The organism is Phenylobacterium sp., from assembly GCF_965229015.1.
In the GTDB taxonomy this organism is placed as follows: domain Bacteria; phylum Pseudomonadota; class Alphaproteobacteria; order Caulobacterales; family Caulobacteraceae; genus Phenylobacterium.
This window is the reverse complement of sequence record NZ_CBDDIM010000001.1, coordinates 562,904-578,889: the sequence shown is the minus strand read 5'-3', so window position 1 is coordinate 578,889 and position 15,986 is coordinate 562,904. Positions and strand designations below refer to the sequence as shown.

At 69.0% G+C, this 15,986-nt stretch carries 14 protein-coding genes; 6 read left to right on the top strand and 8 right to left on the bottom strand.

Annotation, left to right across the window (positions count from 1 at the left end):
• Nucleotides 1-26 precede the first annotated feature (26 nt).
• The 6 genes from ACO06I_RS02835 to ACO06I_RS02810 all read right to left on the bottom strand — a co-directional run bounded on the left by ACO06I_RS02835 (nucleotide 27) and on the right by ACO06I_RS02810 (nucleotide 8,407).
• Nucleotides 27-2,807 (bottom strand): TonB-dependent receptor, encoded by a 2,781-nt coding sequence (locus ACO06I_RS02835; protein ID WP_421931114.1) that lies wholly within the window; start codon nucleotides 2,805-2,807, stop codon nucleotides 27-29.
• Between the two features lie 363 nt (nucleotides 2,808-3,170).
• Complete coding sequence (locus ACO06I_RS02830) at nucleotides 3,171-4,766, bottom strand: L,D-transpeptidase family protein (RefSeq protein ID WP_421931113.1); 1,596 nt, start codon at nucleotides 4,764-4,766, stop codon at nucleotides 3,171-3,173.
• A 93-nt stretch (nucleotides 4,767-4,859) separates the two neighbouring features.
• On the bottom strand, nucleotides 4,860-5,615 hold the full coding sequence (gene kduD / locus ACO06I_RS02825; protein WP_421931112.1) for a 2-dehydro-3-deoxy-D-gluconate 5-dehydrogenase KduD: 756 nt from the start codon (nucleotides 5,613-5,615) through the stop codon (nucleotides 4,860-4,862).
• A 5-nt stretch (nucleotides 5,616-5,620) separates the two neighbouring features.
• The gene (gene kduI / locus ACO06I_RS02820) at nucleotides 5,621-6,466 is read right to left on the bottom strand and encodes a 5-dehydro-4-deoxy-D-glucuronate isomerase (RefSeq protein WP_421931111.1); all 846 of its coding nucleotides are present in this window, start codon (nucleotides 6,464-6,466) and stop codon (nucleotides 5,621-5,623) included.
• 23 nt (nucleotides 6,467-6,489) lie between these two features.
• Nucleotides 6,490-7,929, bottom strand: a complete 1,440-nt coding sequence (uxaC, locus tag ACO06I_RS02815) for a glucuronate isomerase (RefSeq protein ID WP_421931110.1) — start codon at nucleotides 7,927-7,929, stop codon at nucleotides 6,490-6,492.
• Between the two features lie 103 nt (nucleotides 7,930-8,032).
• Nucleotides 8,033-8,407, bottom strand: a complete 375-nt coding sequence (locus ACO06I_RS02810; RefSeq protein WP_421931109.1) for a GFA family protein — start codon at nucleotides 8,405-8,407, stop codon at nucleotides 8,033-8,035.
• Nucleotides 8,408-8,472: 65 nt separating this feature from the next.
• Here ACO06I_RS02810 and ACO06I_RS02805 point away from each other — a divergent pair, with 65 nt between their 5' ends.
• Nucleotides 8,473-8,790 (top strand): MazG nucleotide pyrophosphohydrolase domain-containing protein, encoded by a 318-nt coding sequence (locus ACO06I_RS02805; RefSeq protein ID WP_421931108.1) that lies wholly within the window; start codon nucleotides 8,473-8,475, stop codon nucleotides 8,788-8,790.
• Nucleotides 8,787-9,281: a GNAT family N-acetyltransferase gene (locus tag ACO06I_RS02800; RefSeq protein WP_421931107.1), complete on the top strand. Its 495-nt coding sequence runs from the start codon at nucleotides 8,787-8,789 to the stop codon at nucleotides 9,279-9,281. Before ACO06I_RS02805 ends, ACO06I_RS02800 begins: the two co-directional genes overlap by 4 nt.
• Before the next feature lie 186 nt (nucleotides 9,282-9,467).
• Here the strand turns inward: ACO06I_RS02800 and ACO06I_RS02795 are convergent, their stop codons facing one another.
• Both ACO06I_RS02795 and ACO06I_RS02790 read right to left on the bottom strand, forming a co-directional pair.
• The gene (locus tag ACO06I_RS02795; RefSeq protein WP_421931106.1) at nucleotides 9,468-10,946 is read right to left on the bottom strand and encodes a flavin-containing monooxygenase; all 1,479 of its coding nucleotides are present in this window, start codon (nucleotides 10,944-10,946) and stop codon (nucleotides 9,468-9,470) included.
• Nucleotides 10,947-11,011: 65 nt separating this feature from the next.
• Complete coding sequence (locus ACO06I_RS02790) at nucleotides 11,012-13,015, bottom strand: GTP-binding protein (RefSeq protein ID WP_421931105.1); 2,004 nt, start codon at nucleotides 13,013-13,015, stop codon at nucleotides 11,012-11,014.
• 298 nt (nucleotides 13,016-13,313) lie between these two features.
• On the opposite strand from ACO06I_RS02790, the gene ACO06I_RS02785 reads away from it, so the two are divergent.
• The 4 genes from ACO06I_RS02785 to ACO06I_RS02770 all read left to right on the top strand — a co-directional run bounded on the left by ACO06I_RS02785 (nucleotide 13,314) and on the right by ACO06I_RS02770 (nucleotide 15,959).
• A complete protein-coding gene (locus tag ACO06I_RS02785; RefSeq protein ID WP_421931104.1) occupies nucleotides 13,314-13,694 on the top strand; it encodes a YciI family protein in 381 nt (126 codons plus the stop codon).
• Nucleotides 13,691-14,947, top strand: a complete 1,257-nt coding sequence (locus ACO06I_RS02780; protein WP_421931103.1) for an RNA polymerase sigma factor — start codon at nucleotides 13,691-13,693, stop codon at nucleotides 14,945-14,947. Before ACO06I_RS02785 ends, ACO06I_RS02780 begins: the two co-directional genes overlap by 4 nt.
• A gap of 37 nt (nucleotides 14,948-14,984) precedes the next feature.
• Nucleotides 14,985-15,452 (top strand): SRPBCC family protein, encoded by a 468-nt coding sequence (locus ACO06I_RS02775; protein WP_421931102.1) that lies wholly within the window; start codon nucleotides 14,985-14,987, stop codon nucleotides 15,450-15,452.
• 99 nt (nucleotides 15,453-15,551) lie between these two features.
• The gene (locus tag ACO06I_RS02770; RefSeq protein WP_421931101.1) at nucleotides 15,552-15,959 is read left to right on the top strand and encodes a VOC family protein; all 408 of its coding nucleotides are present in this window, start codon (nucleotides 15,552-15,554) and stop codon (nucleotides 15,957-15,959) included.
• Nucleotides 15,960-15,986: the final 27 nt, after the last annotated feature.

The following is a 15,986-nucleotide window of genomic DNA, read 5'->3' as shown; positions in this document are numbered from 1 at the left end:
CGAAAGTCTCTCCTCGGGGGGATGGTCTAGTAGGTGTAGCGCACGCCCAGCAGGTATTCCCGGCCGGTGTGATGGTAGAAATTCACCAGGTCCCGCTCGCCGTTGAACTGCTCCTGGAACTCGTCGGTGAGGTTCACCCCTTCCAGGGTGAATTTCAGGTGGTCGTTCCAGGTGTAGGTGAACGAGGCGTCGACGTTGAAGGTCTCGTTGGTGCCGTCATAGGGCACCGGCAGGGCCGCGGTGTTCTCCTGCCCCAGGACGCGGGTCAGGTACTTGTCGCGGTGACTGGCCGAGACCCGGGCGCTGATCTTCTCATCCTCATAGTACAGGGTGACGTTGTAGGCCTTGCGCGACAGACCGGTCAGGTCGGTGGTGGCCACCGTGGCGCCCGCCGCGTTCAGGTAGTTGATGGACGACTTCACGCTCGTGTAGTTGGCCAGGATCCCGGTATTGGCCAGCGGGCCCGGCAGGAAGCTGAAGGGCTGCTGGAAGCTGATCTCGAAGCCCTTCACATCGCCGCCGGGGGTGTTGATCGGGGTGGTGAAGTTCCAGGTGGCCGAGGGACTGCAGCCCACCGTGGCGCCGCAGGCGGCGGTGGCGACGCTGTCGGGGATGCCGAAGCTGTTGCCGCTGAACACCTGCTGGGTCGAGAGGGTCTGCACGAAGGTGTCGATCTCCTTCTTGAAGAAGGCGACGCTCAGCAGGGCCTCGGGCCGGTAGTACCACTCGAAGGACAGGTCGTAGGCCTTGGCCCGGAACGGATCGAGGTTCGGGTTGCCGGCGGTGACGCTGCGCGAGGAGCCGGAGACGCTGACGCTGGCCCCAGGGGTCAGGCTGCCCAGGTTCGGCCGCGACATGGTCTGGGCCGCGCCGAAGCGGATCAGGAAGTTCTCGAAGGGCTCGATCACCGCGTTCAGGGACGGCAGGGTGTCGTCGTACTCGCGGTCCACCGTGATCGGCACCGGGGCGCCGGCCAGGAAGGTGTAGCCCGAGGCCGACTGCTGGGTCTTCACATAGCGCACCCCGATATTGCCGCGGAACGGCATGCCGGCCAGCTCGGTGTCCCAGTCGGCCTGGATGAAGCCGCCCTTGTCCTTCTCTCCCACGGAGTTGTTGTTGGAGAGCGACGGCTCCTTGCCCAGCCGCCAGGCCCCGCCGAAGGCGGTGGGGTCGTTGAGCATGAACAGGGAGAGCGCGGTGAAGTAGTTGGGCGAGATCCAGGTGGTCGGCGTGCCGGCCGGAACCCCCAGGCCCTCGGTGGGCAGGGTCACGGTCTTGGCGTAGCTGGAGGTCGGGATCGCCAGGACGCCGGCGGGAACCGTGGTCTCCTGGTTGGAGGAGGTGCCGTTGGAGCGGCGCATCTCGGTGGTCTCGAACTCGTACTTCTTCCAGGACAGCCCGCCCTTGAAGGTCAGGATGTCGTTGGCCTTCCACTCGCCGTCGAAGGAGACGGTGTCATAGGTATTCACCGCCGTCTGGGGCCGCATCCGCACCTGGGTCAGGGTCCAGGCGCCGGGATTGGCCAGGTCGGCGTTCCCGTAGCTCAGCAGCGGGGCGCGCCCCTGGCCGTAGTCGAACTTGTAACCGTCGACGTTGAACTGATCCCAGATGATCGTGGTCTGGATCGGGTTGTCGTGATCGGACTTGGAGTGGCCGGCGACGGCGTGGACCTTCAGGCTGTCGGTGAGCGAATGGCTGAAGTCCAGGGAGTACTGGGTGAAGGTGGTGGACAGCTCGTCGTAGCGATCCTCGATCCGCAGGTCGACGTCGTTGAAGGTGCCGGCCGTCATCACCCCGTTGGTGATGGTGGAGGACACCACATTGGTGTCGGCGATGCCGCAGGAGGTGTTGACGTTGGCCGCGGTGCAGGCGCCGCCGACGCTGAAGGACGGGGCCTCCAGGAACTGCTCCTCGCGGTTGCCGTCCAGCTTGGCATAGAGGTAGTCGAAGGTCAGCTCGGTGGCGTCGGTCGGCTTCCACTGCAGGGCGAAGGTGGCGCCCAGGCGCTCCTGTTCCTGGTCATAGCGATCATAGCGCGGGAAGCGCGGGTGGAAGGCGGCGTTGTTGGCCGCCGCCGCCGGATTGACCGTGGCGGGCAGGCCCGCGCCGTTCGGCAGGGCGTCGAAGCCCGGCGAGAACGAGGTGCCCGGCGCCCAGCGCACCGTCGAGGTGCCCACGTCCAGCAGCGAGCGCTTGGTGTAGGCCAGGCTCAGCAGGGCCCCCAGCGTCCCGTCGGCCCAGGTGTTGGAGATCATGCCGGCGGCGCGGGGTGAGGCGTCCTCCGACAGCGAGTTGTAGCTGGCCTGGGCCGAGGCCACGAACTTGAACCCGTCATAGTCCAGGGGCCGGGCGGTGCGCAGGTCCACGGTGGCGCCCAGGGAGCCCTCCTCCGTCTCGGCCGCGGCGGTCTTCTGCACGGTGATCGAGTTGAACAGGTCCGAGGCGAAGATGTTGAAGTCGAAGTTCCGGCCGCGGTTGGTGCCCCCCGAGGCGTCGGTGCCGCCGGCGGTGGAGAGCGCCTCCATGCCGTTGATGCGGACCCGCGTGAACTGGGGCCCCAGGCCGCGCACGGTGATCTGACGACCCTCGCCGCCGTCGCGGGTGATGGCCACGCCGGAAATCCTCTGGATGGATTCCGAGAGGTTCAGGTCTGGGAACTTGCCGATGTCCTCGGCCAGGATGGTGTCGCCCGCCGTGGCGCTGCCGCGCTTCAGCTCCAGGGCCTGCTGCAGGCTGCCGCGGAAGCCGGTGACGACGATCTCCTCGACTTCCGTCTGCTGCGCGAAGGCCGGCGCGGCGACGGCCATGGCCAGAGCCGCCAGGGACGCGCCACTGAGCAGCGCGCGCGTTTTCGTCCAAGACCCAGTGCGGACCATCTGTCCCTCCCTGTGCGAAGCCGCCTGCGACGTGACGCCGTCAGACGGAGGGCGCCAACCGGCGCATCCCCGCGTTTCCCCATTTATGACACCGGTGTCATTAGCCGCTACGAGCCTCTGACACCGGTGGCAATGAGAATAGCCATGGTTCTGTCTTATTCGCAAGACCGGTCGCTCGAAACGCGAACAGCCGGCGCCTCAAAGCTTTGCAGTGCGCTGAAACCGCCACGCCGACCGGGTTTGGATGCGACAGGAGATGGGCCGGTCTCCCCGCCCCCAGGGCCGGGCGACAGCCTAGGGACCGAGCGGCGCCGACTGCGGGTCGGGCTTGGCCTCTTCGGGATTGAGGGTCGGGCGCGGCAGGTCCAGGCCCATGGCCTTGGCCAGCTTGATATCCAGGCCATAGGGGTCGGACCGGTACACCACCACCCCGGCCTCGTTCACGAAGGCCGAGTGATAGAGCAGCCGCACCGGGATATCGGCGCCGAGCTGGACGATCCCGGTGTCGCCGGTGGCCAGCACCGCCTCGAAGCGGTCGCTCACGCCATAGAGACCGGCCAGGTGGCGCGCGAAGTCCACGGCGTTCTCCACCCGCACGCAGCCGTGGCTGCGGTGACGGGCGGCGCGGGCGAACAGGCTCTTGGAGGGCGTGTCGTGCAGATAGATGGCGTAGGGATTCTGCATGTCGAACTTCACCTGGCCCAGCGCCGCCTTCGGACCCGGCCGCTGCACGACCCGTCCGTTGGTGATGTACATGTTCTCGCGGCGCAGATAGGCCGCGCCGCGCGGCAGGATCTCGGCCCGCGCGATGCTGGCCGGCACGTTCCAGGGCGGATTGACCACCAGCTGGCTGAAGCTCGATTGCAGGCTGGGGGTCTGGCGGTTGGCGCTGCCCACCACCGTGCGGCCCGACCAGTCGGCGACCCCGTCCCTGTAATAGGTGAAGAAGGCGCCCGCCGTGTTGACGTCGATCCGCGTCCCCGGCGCCTCGCGCCGCAGCCAGCGGCGCCGCTCCAGGTTCAGCACCAGCTGGCGGGCGTGGTCGGTGGGGCCGGCGTTGAGCACGCCGATGGTGTCGTTGCCCACCTTGCCGGTGGCCTGCATGCCGTTCTCGGCCTGGACCCGCTTCAGGGCCTCGACGATCGGCGCCGACAGGATCTGGGAAGCCAGGGGCGGTCCGGTGAGATAGCCCAGGTCGTAGAGCCGCTGGGCGATCATCGGCACGCGGTAGTCGGCGACGCCCGGCAGGATGGCGGCGCCGGTGGGAATGGCCGCGACGCCGGCGCGGGTGATCAGGGCCCGCAGGGCGACATAGGCGGCCGACAGGGCCTGGTACTCGGCGTCCCGGGGCGGCAGGCGGTCGAGCCAGGCGCGCAGCTCGCGGCGGTCCAGGGCCTGGGACAGGCCGGCGATCACGTCGGTGCCCTGGCGCTCCAGGGTGAACAGGCCCTGGGACGCCGCGGCGGGGTCCACCAGGCCACGGGCCAGGCCGTCGGCATAGGTGATGGCGGCCAGCGTCAGGGCGACGTCGCGGCTGGCCAGGTCGCGGCTGGGGGCGGGCTGGAAGGCCGCGCCGTCCAGGCCGTGGCGGATGGCGCCTTCCAGGGCCGCGGAAAAGGCCTTGGCCTGATCCTCGGTCCAGGCCAGCGTCCAGCCGCGCAGGCTGTAGAAGCGTTTGGCCCGCGGATCGGTGGCCAGGGCCTGCAGGACCAGGGGATCGATGACCGGCGAGGTCGGCGCGAGGGGGAACAGTTGCGCCCGGGCCGCGGCCGGTCCAGCCAGTCCCAGGCCCAGGGCCCACGCGCCCAGTTGGCGGCGTGTGGCGCGCGCCGGCTGTTCCGTCTCGTCCCCCGGGCGCCCGTCTCTGGCGCCGTCGCCCCCGAACAACATCAATTCCAGCTCACACCTGTATGCCTCAGCTATGGGGCAACGCGCGAACCGCGACTAGGTCGCTCGCGCCACAGGTGATCCTGCAAAATGGCCTCAGCGGGCCAGCCAGCCGCCGTCCACCGGCAGCAGGGTCCCGTGCACGTAGTCGGCGGCCGCCGAGGCCAGGAACACCGCCGCCCCGCCGATGTCGTCGGGCCGGCCCCACCGCCCGGCCGGGATGCGGGCCAGGATATCGCGCGAACGCACCTCGTCGGACCGCAGGGCCTCGGTGTTGTTGGTGGAGAAATAGCCCGGCGCGATGGCGTTGACGTTGATCCCCTTGCCCGCCCACTCGTTGGCCAGGGCCTTGGTGACGCCGGCCAGGCCGCTCTTGGAGGCCGCGTAGGAGGGCACCCGGATGCCGCCCTGATAGGACAGCATCGAGGCGATGTTGATGATCTTGCCGCCCCGCCCCTGCTCCATCATCCGCCGGCCCACCGCCTGGGTGAGGAAGAAGGTGGTCTTCAGGTTGACGTCCATCACCGCGTCCCAGTCGTCCTCGGTGAAGTCCACGGCGTCGTTGCGGCGGATGATCCCGGCGTTGTTCACCAGGATGTCGATCCCCCCCAGGTGCTGCACGGTCTCGGCGACGATCCGGCCGATGGGCTCCATCGTCGAGAGGTCGGCTGCGATGTCGTGGAAGCGCCGGCCCAGGGCCTCGACGGCGAAGCGGGTGTCCACCGGCGGGGTGCGGCCCACGGCGGCGATGTCGGCGCCCGCCGCGGCCAGGGCCGTGGCGATGGCCTGGCCCAGCCCCGTATTGGCGCCGGTGACGATGGCGGTCCTGCCGGTCAGGTCGAAGGGGGACATGGGCCCTACTTCAGCTGGCAGATGTCGAGGACGTGCATGTCCGTATAGTCCAGATTCTCGCCGCCCATGGCCCAGATGAAGCCGTAGTTCGAGGTCCCCGCCCCCATATGGATCGACCAGGGCGGGCTGATCACCGCCTCGTCGGCGCCCACCACGATGTGGCGCATGGCCTCGGGCTCGCCCATGAAGTGGAAGACCTTATTGTCGCCGGCCAGGTCGAAGTAGAAATAGATCTCCGAGCGGCGGTCGTGCAGGTGCGGCGGCATGGTGTTCCACACGCTGCCCGGCTTCAGGAAGGTCACCCCCAGCAGCAGCTGGGCGGACTCGCAGACGCCGGGGATGATGTACTGGTAGATGGTCCGCTCGTTGGACGTCGCCGCCTCGCCGCGCTCCAGCGGATTGGCCTGGCTGATGGCGATGTGCTGCAGCTTGCAGACCTTATGGGCGGGCGTTGAGGCCAGGTAGAACTTGGCCGGGTTCGCGCCGTCCGTGCTCTCGAAGGTCACGTCGACGACGCCCATCGGAATGTAGAGCCCGTCGCGGGACGCCATGTCGAAGGCCTGGCCGTCGACGGTGATCCTGCCGGCCCCGCCGACATTGACCACCCCCAGCTCGCGCCGTTCCAGGAACGGATGGCCCGCGGCCGAGGCCGGCTCGCTCTGGGCCGGCAACTTCACCGCCTTGCTCACCGGGGCCGCGCCGCCGATCACGAAGCGCTCGTTGTGGCTGTAGTTCAGGCTGACCGTGTCGGCCGTGAACAGGTCCTGCACCAGATAGCGGTCGCGCAGCTCGTCATTGCCGGCGCCCTTCATCATGTCCGGGTGCGTGGCGTGATAGGTTTTCTTGAACATGATCAGGTCCTTGCAGGAAGGTCTTAGGCCGCCAGGCGCTTGCGCGGGCGGTCCAGCTTGTAGGCGCGTTTGGGGAGATTGTAGGCGAGGTCCACGGCCAGTTCGGCGGCCTCGTCCTCGTCCATGCGATGCTCGGCCACCAGCTTGGCCAGGAACGAACAGTCCACCCGACGGGCGACATCGTGGCGGGCCGGGATCGACAGGAAGGCGCGCGTGTCATCGTTGAAGCCGACGGTGTTGTAGAAGCCCGCCGTCTCCGTGGTCTGCTCGCGGAACCGGCGCATGCCCTCGGGGCTGTCGTGGAACCACCAGGCGGGGCCCAGCTTCAGGATCGGATAGTGTCCGGCCAGCGGCGCGAGTTCGCGGGCGTAGCTGGTCTCGTCCAGGGTGAAGACGATCACCGAGAGATCCGGCTCATTGCCGAACCGGTCCAGCAGGGGTTTGAGCGCCCGCACATAGTCGGTCGGCGTGGGGATATCGGCGCCCTTGTCGCGGCCGTAGCGTTCGAAGACCTGCCGGTTGTGGTTGCGGAAAGAGCCGGGATGGATCTGCATCACCAGGCCATCCTCCAGGCTCATGGCCGCCATCTCGGTCAGCATCTGGGCGCGGAACAGCTCGGCTTCGGCGGCGGTCGCCCGGCCGGAGACGATGGTGTGGAACAGGGCCTCGGCGGCCACCGGGGACAGGTCGGCGGTCGCCGCCGTCGGATGGCCGTGGTCGGTGGAGGTGGCCCCGGCGTCGGCGAAGGCGGCGCGGCGAACGCGGTGGGCCTCGAGATAGCCAGCCCAGGACAGGACATCCTGCCCCGACAGATTGGCGAACCGCTCCAGGGCGGCCTGGAAGTCCTCGTGCTCGGCGTCGATCACCGGATCGGGCCGGTAGGCGGTGATCACCTGCCCGCCCCAGCCGCTCTCGCGGATCGCCAGGTGGTGCTTGAGGCTATCGGCCGGGCTCTCGGTGGTGGCCAGGGCCTCGATGTTGAAACGGTCGAACAGGGCCCGCGGCCGGAAGGCCTCGGTGGCGAGCTTCTCATTGATGGCGTCGAAATAACTGTCGGCGGTCTCCGCGCCCAGCCGCTCGGTGAAGCCGAACACCTCGGAGAACACGTGGTTCAGCCAGAGGGCCGAGGGCGTTCCTCGAAACAGGTGCTGGGCGCTCGCGAACAGGCGCCAGGCCTCCCGCGGATCTGCGTCCGACGGTCTGGCCTTCGAGGCGATCCCCAGCGTCTCCAGGGGAATCCCTTGCGAATAGAGCATCCGGTAGAGGTAGTGGTCGGGCGCCAGCAGCAGTTCGGTGGCGTTGGAGAACGGGGCGTTGGCGGCGAACCACGCCGGGTCGGTGTGGCCGTGGGGCGAGATGATCGGCAGCCCCCTCACCTCCCGGTACAGTCGCCGCGCGATGTCCCGCGTTCCCGCCTCGGCGGGGAACAGCCGGTCGTCGTCGAGGATCAGCGGCCTGGGCATCAGGGGTCTTGGGCGTTTCCGGAGGCGGTCTGAAGCCGCTCGTGTGCACCTAAGGTAACCGGTGTCATTGACCCGCGCAATGGCCTGGGGCGGGGATTCACCCCTAGGCTAGGGGCGAGACCCAAGCATGGCGGTGCATCTGGTAGACCTCCTGCGAGGGGGCCGGGAAGTCGGGGTCGGCGAAGGCCCCGAGGGCCACGGCCACAAGCTCCGGCTTTCGACTGGGGCGCCAGAACACCGTCGACCCGCAGGTCCCACAGAAATGGAAGGTGATGGGAAAGCCGGAGTCGGCGTCGCGGGCATAGGCCACGGACTCGCCGGTGATCGTCGTCGCGCTCGCGTCGTAGAACACCGCCACCCCGAACGGCCCGCCGGTCCGCCGCTGGCAGTCCAGGCAATGGCACAGGGACACCTTGCGGGGCTCGCCCTGGCAGGCGATCTGAACTTGGCCGCAGCCGCACCGCGCCGTTCGCATCATGTCGCCACTCCTTCGGACTCAGGGCTAACCTGATCGGGGAAACGTTGAACCGATAGGCTGGGCCCATGGCGGACTTCAAGGACCTCGACGACCGCGCCTGGTCGGTCCGCGAGCTCTACGCGCAGCTGGAGACCGAACGCTACGGCCGCCCCTGGAGCCGCGAGGAGGTGGCCCTGGGCTTCGTGGGCGATGTCGGCGACCTGGCCAAGCTGGTCCAGGCCGCCGAGGGCGTGCGCGCCATTCCCGACGCGAAGGCCAAGCTCGCCCACGAACTGGCCGACTGCCTGTGGAGCGTCATGACCCTGGCGCGGCTGTACGAGGTGGACCTGGAGGGGAGCTTCCTGAGCACGATGAATGAGTTGGAGGCGCGGCTGAAGCCATGATCGGCTTCCGGCCGCTGGCGGCCTCCGACTTCCCGATGCTGACCGGCTGGCTGGCCGAGCCCCACGTCCGGCGCTTCGTGCAGAAGACCCCGATGAGCCTCGACGCGGTCACCGCCAAGTACGGGCCGCGGGTGCAGGGCGAGCAGCCGATCATCTGCCACATCGCCTGCGTGGACGGCGTCCCCTTCGGCTACCTGCAAGCCTACCGCAACCGCGACTGGCCGGACGCGGCCGACGGCCAGACCGACGGGATCAGTCCGGACCTGTTCATCGGCGAGCCGACGTTCCTCGGGCGTGGATTGGGCCGCGCCATGCTGGACGCCTATGTGCGCGACCTCGCCCTGCCCCACTTCGCCGAGACCATCGCTTACATCGCCCACGACCTGGCCAACACCGCGGCCCTGGCTTGCTCCCAAGCAGTGGGCTTCACGCCTCTGCGCGAGTTCGTCGAGGACGGCGAGCCGATGCTGTTGTTGCGGTTGGAGCGGTAGGCGCCTCCCCCCAGTGTCATCCCGGTTTCCGCGCAGCGGAAGACCGGGACCCAGACGCACCGATCTATCCAGCAAACCCCGCGCATATGGGTCCCGCACGTCCGCGCTGCGCGCTCCCTGCGGAATGACACGGATTGTTCGTGTCGTTCGTGAGGTTCGTGGTCGATCTTCTTGTTTCCACGGCGCCTAGGCCGCCTCCAACCGCCGCGCCTTGCTCCCCGCCTTGTTGGAGAATTCCAGCACCCCGTCCTCGATCTTGGTGAAACGCAGGTTCATCAGGTCCAGCGCGTAGTTCTGGTGCAGCTTCCAGGGCGCCTTGGTCCCCTGCTTGGGGAAGCTGGCCATGGCCCGCTGCACATAGCCCGAGGAGAAGTCGAGCCACGGGACCTCGCCGATCGTGGGATCGGTGTTGCGCGGCGTGACCTGGCGGTTCCCCATCCTGCTCATGTGGTTCAGCAGGCGGCAGACATACTCGCAGGTCAGGTCGCACTTCAGCGTCCAGGAGGCGTTGGTGTAGCCGAAGGCCGAGGCCAGGTTCGGCACGCCCTCGTACATCATCCCCTTGTAGGACAGCGTCTTGCCCGGATCGACGGGGCGGCCGTCGACGGTGAGCTTCAGGCCGTTCATGGCCTGCAGGACCAAGCCGGTGGCCGAGACCACGATGTCGGCCTCCAGCACCTTGCCGGACTTCAGCTGGATCCCCGTCTCGGTGAAGGTCTCGATGTGATCGGTGACCACCTCGGCGGCCCCGCTCTTGATGGCCGCGAACAGGTCGGAGTCCGGCACCAGGCAGATGCGCTGGTCCCAGGGATTGTAGGTCGGGGTGAAGTGCTTATCGACGTCGTAGTCGGGGCCCAGCTCCTTGCGGACCATGCCGACGATCCCGGCCTTCACCTTGGCCGGCTGCTTGCGGGCGTAGTTGTAGAAGAACATCCCGAACAGCACCTTGCGCCAGCGGGTGATGGCGTAGGCGAGCTTGCCCGGCAGCTTGTCGCGCAGCCAGTTGGCCGCCCGGTCCTCGGCCGGCGCCGAGACCACATAGGTGGGGGAGCGCTGCAGCATGGTGACGTGGGCGGCGGTCTTGGCCATCTCCGGCACCAGGGTCACCGCCGTGGCGCCCGAGCCGATCACCACCACCCGCTTGCCGGCGTGGTCGATGTCCGGCGTCCACTTCTGCGGATGGACCAGCTGGCCCTTGAAGCGCTCGACGCCGGGGAATTCCGGGGTGTAGCCGCCGGCGTAGCTGTAATAGCCGCCGCACAGGAACAGGAAGTTCGCGCTGACCGTGGCGGCCTTGCCATTGGTCTCGATCTGCACGGTCCAGCAGGCGTCCTCGGTGGACCAGGCGGCGGACTTCACCTGAGTCCCGAAGCGGATGTGCTTGTCGATCCCGAAGTCGCGGGCCGTCTCGCGGATATAGTTCAGGATCGAGGGGCCGTCGGCGATGGCCTTGGCCTCGGTCCACGGCTTGAAGGCGTAGCCCAGGGTGAACATGTCGCTGTCGGAGCGGATACCGGGATAGCGGAACAGGTCCCAGGTGCCGCCGATGGCGTCGCGGCCCTCCAGAATCGCATAGGTGCGGTCCGGGCAGTTGGTCTGCAGGTGATAGGCCGCGCCGATCCCCGACAGGCCCGCCCCCACGATCACCACGTCAAAGTCCGCCATACCCGATCCCCAAATTTCCTGAACCGCCACTTAGACACAGGCCCCGCGCGGAAAGGAAGACCCCTCTAGGCTTCCCCGATCCATGCCAGGTCCGGCCGCGACAGCCGCAGCAGGTACATCCGACGGTCGAGGGGATCGAGGTCGGTGCGTCGTCGCACCGGCGGCGCGCCGCGCACCGGGCGGTAGTGGTCGGTCTCGGACTCCAGCACCCCCTCGCCGCGGGTCAGGCCCGGCAGCCGCTGTTGCAGTTCATGGACCCGCGCCGCCGGGATATCCCCCTCCAGGCGACAGACGGCCCCCTGCATGAGCGGCGGCCGGGGCGCCGCCTCCAGCCGCGCCAGCAGGGGCAGGAGGGTCCCCAGGGTGTCGCCCGGGATCTCCAGCTCGAAGCGGTGCATGGGCTCGCACACCACCGACCCGGCCTGCTTCAGGGCCGCCATCAGCACCAACGGCGTCAGGTTGCGGAAATCACCGGCCGTGCTCGACATGCTCTTGTCGAAGATGGCGTGCGAGTGGCTCTGGCGCGGCTGGTAGCCGGAGTGGGTCATGGTCACCACGCAGTCTGTCACCGGCCAGCCGTACAGCCCCTGGGCCAGCGTCTTATGCACCGTCTCCTCCACCGCCTTGTGGAAGGCCAGGGGAATGGACCCCAGTTCCACCTCCAGGCGGAACACCACGCCGGAATGCAGCGCCCCCGGCTCGATCCGCAGGCCCACCGTGGCCAGGAAGGGATTGGGCTTCTGTCGCAGGACCTCGGCGGCCGACCCGACGCCGGCCACCCGCTCGATGCACAGGGTCGTCGTGGCCTCGAAGGCCACTTCCACCCCGAACTCGCCCGCCAGGGTCTCGGCGATCACCTCCTTCTGCACCTCGCCATAGAGGGAGACGAAGACCTCCTGGCGCAGGTCGTCCTGCCGCAGGCCGATCAGCGGGTCCTGTTCGGAGAGCTGGGCGAGCGCCGCCAGCATCGCCCCCTTGTCGGCGGCGCGCAGGGGCCGCACCAGGGTTTCCAGGGTGGGCGCGGGGAAGTGGCGAGCCGCCGCCCCGGGCCGGGGCTCGCCGATCGCGTCGCCGATCCGCACCTCGGCCAGACCCCAGACCTTGCCGATCCGCCCGGCGGCCAGGGCCTCGGCCCGAACCGCGCCGCCCCGCTCGAAGACGCTCAGCGCCGTGACCTTGCCCTCGCCGTCCTGGCCGAAGGTCACGCGGTCTCGCGTCCGCAGGGTCCCGGAGAACATGCGCACGAAGGCGATCTTCTCCCCCGCCGGTCCGCGCTCCACCTTGAACACCGCCCCGGAGACCGGGCCCTCAGGCTTGCCGCGAGCGGCGGGCAGCAGTTCGGCGATCCCGGCCATCAGGGGCGCGATCCCCGCCCCGGTGATGGCCGAGCCAAAGAAGACCGGATGCAGCTGCGCCCGCCCGGTCTGCACCGCCAGGGCCTTGCGCAGGCCGCGATAGGACAGCGCCCCGCCCTCTACATAGGCCGCCAGGATCGCGGCGTTGTGGTCGGCCAGCCGCTCGGCGAGCAGGCCGATGAAGGCCGCATCGTCGCCCCCGAAGGGCGTCACCGCCGCCTCGCGTCCGCCCAGGCTCAGGACCGCGCCCATCGGAACCGCCGCCCGGGTCAGCCGCTGGCCGATGGCCGCCAGCAGGGCCGCCTCCTGGGCGCCGCGGCGGTCGATCTTGTTGACGAAGATCAGGGTGGGGATGGCCAGGCGCTGCAGGGCGCGCATCAGCACCCGGGTCTGGGCCTGCACCCCCTCCACCGCGGAGACCACCAGGACCGCGCCGTCCAGGACGCTGAGCACCCGCTCCACCTCGGCGATGAAGTCGGGGTGGCCCGGCGTGTCGATCAGATTGATCGTCACGTCGTCGATGGCGAAGGACGCCACGGCGGACTTGATGGTGATGCCCCGGCGGCGTTCCTGCGCCAGGGAGTCGGTCTGGGTGTCGCCGCCGTCCACGCTGCCCATCTGGGCGATGGCCCCGGCGGCGTAGAGCAGGCGTTCTGTAAGGCTAGTCTTTCCGGCGTCGACGTGCGCCAGGATCCCAAGGTTGAGCGTTCGCATGCAGCGTCATGTCCTGTCGATAGGGGGCTCCTCTCTCGATGGTCATGATGCTTTGGCGCACGGGGCTCTCCGGGTTCGGTGAATGAGGCGGTCAGTACGTCAGAGGTCGCCGGACTCGGCAACCCGCGTTCTCGCAAGCGGCGCCCGCGCAACCCCAGGTGTGGCTTTCGCGTCCAGGCTCGGCTTTCGTCGCCGCCGCGCGACGTGCGGAGCCGGGGACTAGGCGCGCGCTTTTTCTTCGACGCCCTGTCGGCCCCGGGCATACTGGTTCGTCCTAGCCTCGATCAGGGACGCTCCGATGCTCTACGCCATCCTCTGCTACAACACCGAAGAGATCGTCACCGGCTGGACCCAGGCGGAGGACGACGCCGTCATGGCGAGCCTCGACAAGGTCCACCAGAAGCTCATCGACGAGGGCCGCTTCGGCCCCGCCATCCGCCTGATGCCCACCACGGCGGCCACCTCCCTGCGCCGCGAGGAAGGCCTGGTCCTGGACGGCCCCTTCGTGGAGACCAAGGAGCAGCTGCTGGGCTTCTACATCGTCGTGTGCAAGGACCTGGAGGAGGCCCTGGACACCGCGCGCCAGCTCACCAAGGCCAATCCGGCCTCGGGGGGCGGCTATGAGGTGCGGCCCCTGCGGCTGTTCCTGCCCGGCGTGCCCGGGATCGGCGCCTCATGAGCGACCTGGCCTGGATCGAGCAGGCCATGACGGCCGCCCGGCCCCAGGCCGTCGGCGCCCTGCTGCGCTATTTCCGCGATCTCGACACCGCCGAGGAGGCCTTCCAGAACGCCTGCCTGCGGGCGCTGAAGGCCTGGCCGGAGAACGGCCCGCCCCGCGATCCGGCCGCCTGGCTGATCATGGTGGGCCGCAACGCCGCCATCGACCAGGTCCGGCGCCAGAGCCGCCAGACGGCCCTCCCCGCCGAGGACCAGATCTCCGACCTCGACGACGTGGAGAGCCCGCTGGCCGACCGCCTGGACGGCGCCCACTACCGCGACGACATCCTGCGGCTGCTGTTCATCTGCTGCCATCCCGACCTGCAGCCCACGCAGCAGATCGCCGTGGCCCTGCGCATCGTCTCGGGGCTGTCGGTCAAACAGATCGCCCGCGCCTTCCTGGTGAGCGAGAGCGCCATGGAGCAGCGGATCACCCGCGCCAAGGGCCGCATCGCCCGGGCCGATGTGCCCTTCGAGACGCCCGGCGCCGTGGAGCGCTCCGAGCGCCTCGCCGCCGTGGCGGCCATGGTCTACCTGGTGTTCAACGAGGGCTATTCCGCCGGCCCCGACGAGGTCGCCGCCCGCAGCCCGCTCTGCGAGGAGGCCATCCGGCTGTCGCGCCTGCTGCTGCGCCTATTCCAGGCCGAGCCGGAGATCATGGGCCTGACCGCCCTGCTGCTGATCCAGCACGCCCGGACGGCCGCCCGCTATGACGCCAGCGGCGAGATCATCCTGATGGAGGACCAGGACCGGTCCCTCTGGAACCCCGGCATGATCGCCGAGGGCCTGGCCCTCATCGACAAGGCCATGCGCCACCGCCGCCCCGGCCCCTACCAGATCCAGGCCGCCATCGCCGCCCTGCACGCCCGCGCGGCCACGCCGGCCGACACCGACTGGCCGCAGATCGACCGGCTCTACGCCCACCTGGAGATCCTCACCCCCTCCCCGGTCATCACCCTGAACCGCGCCGTGGCGGTCTCGAAGGTGGCCGGCCCCCAGGCCGCCCTGGACCTGATCGAGCCCCTGGCCGAGCGGCTGGCGGGCTATTTCCACTTCTTCGGGGTCAAGGGCGCCCTGCTGCTGCAACTCGACCGCAGGGACGAGGCCCGCGAGGCCTTCGGCCGCGCCATCGCGCTGGCCAACACCCCGGCCGAGGCCGCCCACATCCGCCTCCACCTCGACCGCCTGCAGCAGGACAGCGCCGGCGCGGCCTAGGGGACAGATCGACAAGTCCAACGACGGGAGACCCGACATGACCGCCGACGCCCAACACGAACTCGTCCTCGAACGCGTCTTCGACGCCCCGCCGGAGAAGGTCTTCCAGGCCTGGACCGACCCCGCCATCCTGCCGCGCTGGTTCGCGCCCCGGCCCTTCACCACGCCCAAGGTCGAGATCGACCTGCGGCCCGGCGGCGTCTTCAACATCCTGATGCGGGCCGAGGACGGGACCGACTATCCGAACCCGGGCCTCGTCCTGGAGGTCGTGCCGAACCGCAAACTGGTGACCACCGACGCCTTCGGCCCCGGCTGGGTTCCCGCCGGCCAGCCCTTCATGGTGGCGGAGGTCACCTTCGAGCCCCTTGAGGGCGGGAGGACGAAATACACCGCCCGCGCCCGCCACTGGACCGCCGAGGCCAAGGCCCAGCACGAGCAGATGGGCTTCCACGAGGGCTGGGGCCAATGCGCCGACCAGTTGGCCGAGGTCCTGGCCACGATGTGACGCCCGCGGCGGAAATTCCGCGGCCGCCTGTCGGATCGCCGTCGCCCCGCTCGTCCTAGGATCACAGCGCCGCAGGGGCGCGCACATCGGAGAGCCGATATGACCCAGACCATCGATCCCGTGTTCAAGGGGGTCATCCCCTATCTCAGCGTCGAGGGCGCCGGCGCGGCGTCGGAGTTCTACCAGAAGGCCTTCGGGGCCAAGGAGCTGGCCCGCCTGCCCGCCGACGACGGCAAGCGGTTCATGCACATCCACCTGGAGATCAACGGCGGCTCGTTGATGCTCAGCGACGCCTTCCCCGAACACGGCCACGCCCACCAGCCCTCCCACAGCTTCACCATGCAGCTCGTCGTCCCCGACCTGGATGTCTGGTGGAAGCGCGCCATCGCCGCCGGCGCCACGGCCTCCACCGAGCCCCAGGTCATGTTCTGGGGCGACTATTGGGGCGCCCTGGTGGACCCGTTCGGCGTCCACTGGGCCTTCAACCAGCCCGTCGAACAGGCCTGAAAATACAGGGAAAAGGGGGAGCAAGCT

What these genes read in the sequence shown, in the direction of transcription:
- ACO06I_RS02835 (WP_421931114.1), bottom strand. Translation starts at nt 2,807, where the DNA reads ATGGCCGTCGCCGCGCCGGCCTTCGCGCAGCAGACGGAAGTCGAGGAG.
- ACO06I_RS02830 (WP_421931113.1), bottom strand. Translation starts at nt 4,766, where the DNA reads ATGTTGTTCGGGGGCGACGGCGCCAGAGACGGGCGCCCGGGGGACGAG.
- kduD (WP_421931112.1), bottom strand. Translation starts at nt 5,615, where the DNA reads ATGTCCCCCTTCGACCTGACCGGCAGGACCGCCATCGTCACCGGCGCC.
- kduI (WP_421931111.1), bottom strand. Translation starts at nt 6,466, where the DNA reads ATGTTCAAGAAAACCTATCACGCCACGCACCCGGACATGATGAAGGGC.
- uxaC (WP_421931110.1), bottom strand. Translation starts at nt 7,929, where the DNA reads ATGCCCAGGCCGCTGATCCTCGACGACGACCGGCTGTTCCCCGCCGAG.
- ACO06I_RS02810 (WP_421931109.1), bottom strand. Translation starts at nt 8,407, where the DNA reads ATGATGCGAACGGCGCGGTGCGGCTGCGGCCAAGTTCAGATCGCCTGC.
- ACO06I_RS02805 (WP_421931108.1), top strand. Translation starts at nt 8,473, where the DNA reads ATGGCGGACTTCAAGGACCTCGACGACCGCGCCTGGTCGGTCCGCGAG.
- ACO06I_RS02800 (WP_421931107.1), top strand. Translation starts at nt 8,787, where the DNA reads ATGATCGGCTTCCGGCCGCTGGCGGCCTCCGACTTCCCGATGCTGACC.
- ACO06I_RS02795 (WP_421931106.1), bottom strand. Translation starts at nt 10,946, where the DNA reads ATGGCGGACTTTGACGTGGTGATCGTGGGGGCGGGCCTGTCGGGGATC.
- ACO06I_RS02790 (WP_421931105.1), bottom strand. Translation starts at nt 13,015, where the DNA reads ATGCGAACGCTCAACCTTGGGATCCTGGCGCACGTCGACGCCGGAAAG.
- ACO06I_RS02785 (WP_421931104.1), top strand. Translation starts at nt 13,314, where the DNA reads ATGCTCTACGCCATCCTCTGCTACAACACCGAAGAGATCGTCACCGGC.
- ACO06I_RS02780 (WP_421931103.1), top strand. Translation starts at nt 13,691, where the DNA reads ATGAGCGACCTGGCCTGGATCGAGCAGGCCATGACGGCCGCCCGGCCC.
- ACO06I_RS02775 (WP_421931102.1), top strand. Translation starts at nt 14,985, where the DNA reads ATGACCGCCGACGCCCAACACGAACTCGTCCTCGAACGCGTCTTCGAC.
- ACO06I_RS02770 (WP_421931101.1), top strand. Translation starts at nt 15,552, where the DNA reads ATGACCCAGACCATCGATCCCGTGTTCAAGGGGGTCATCCCCTATCTC.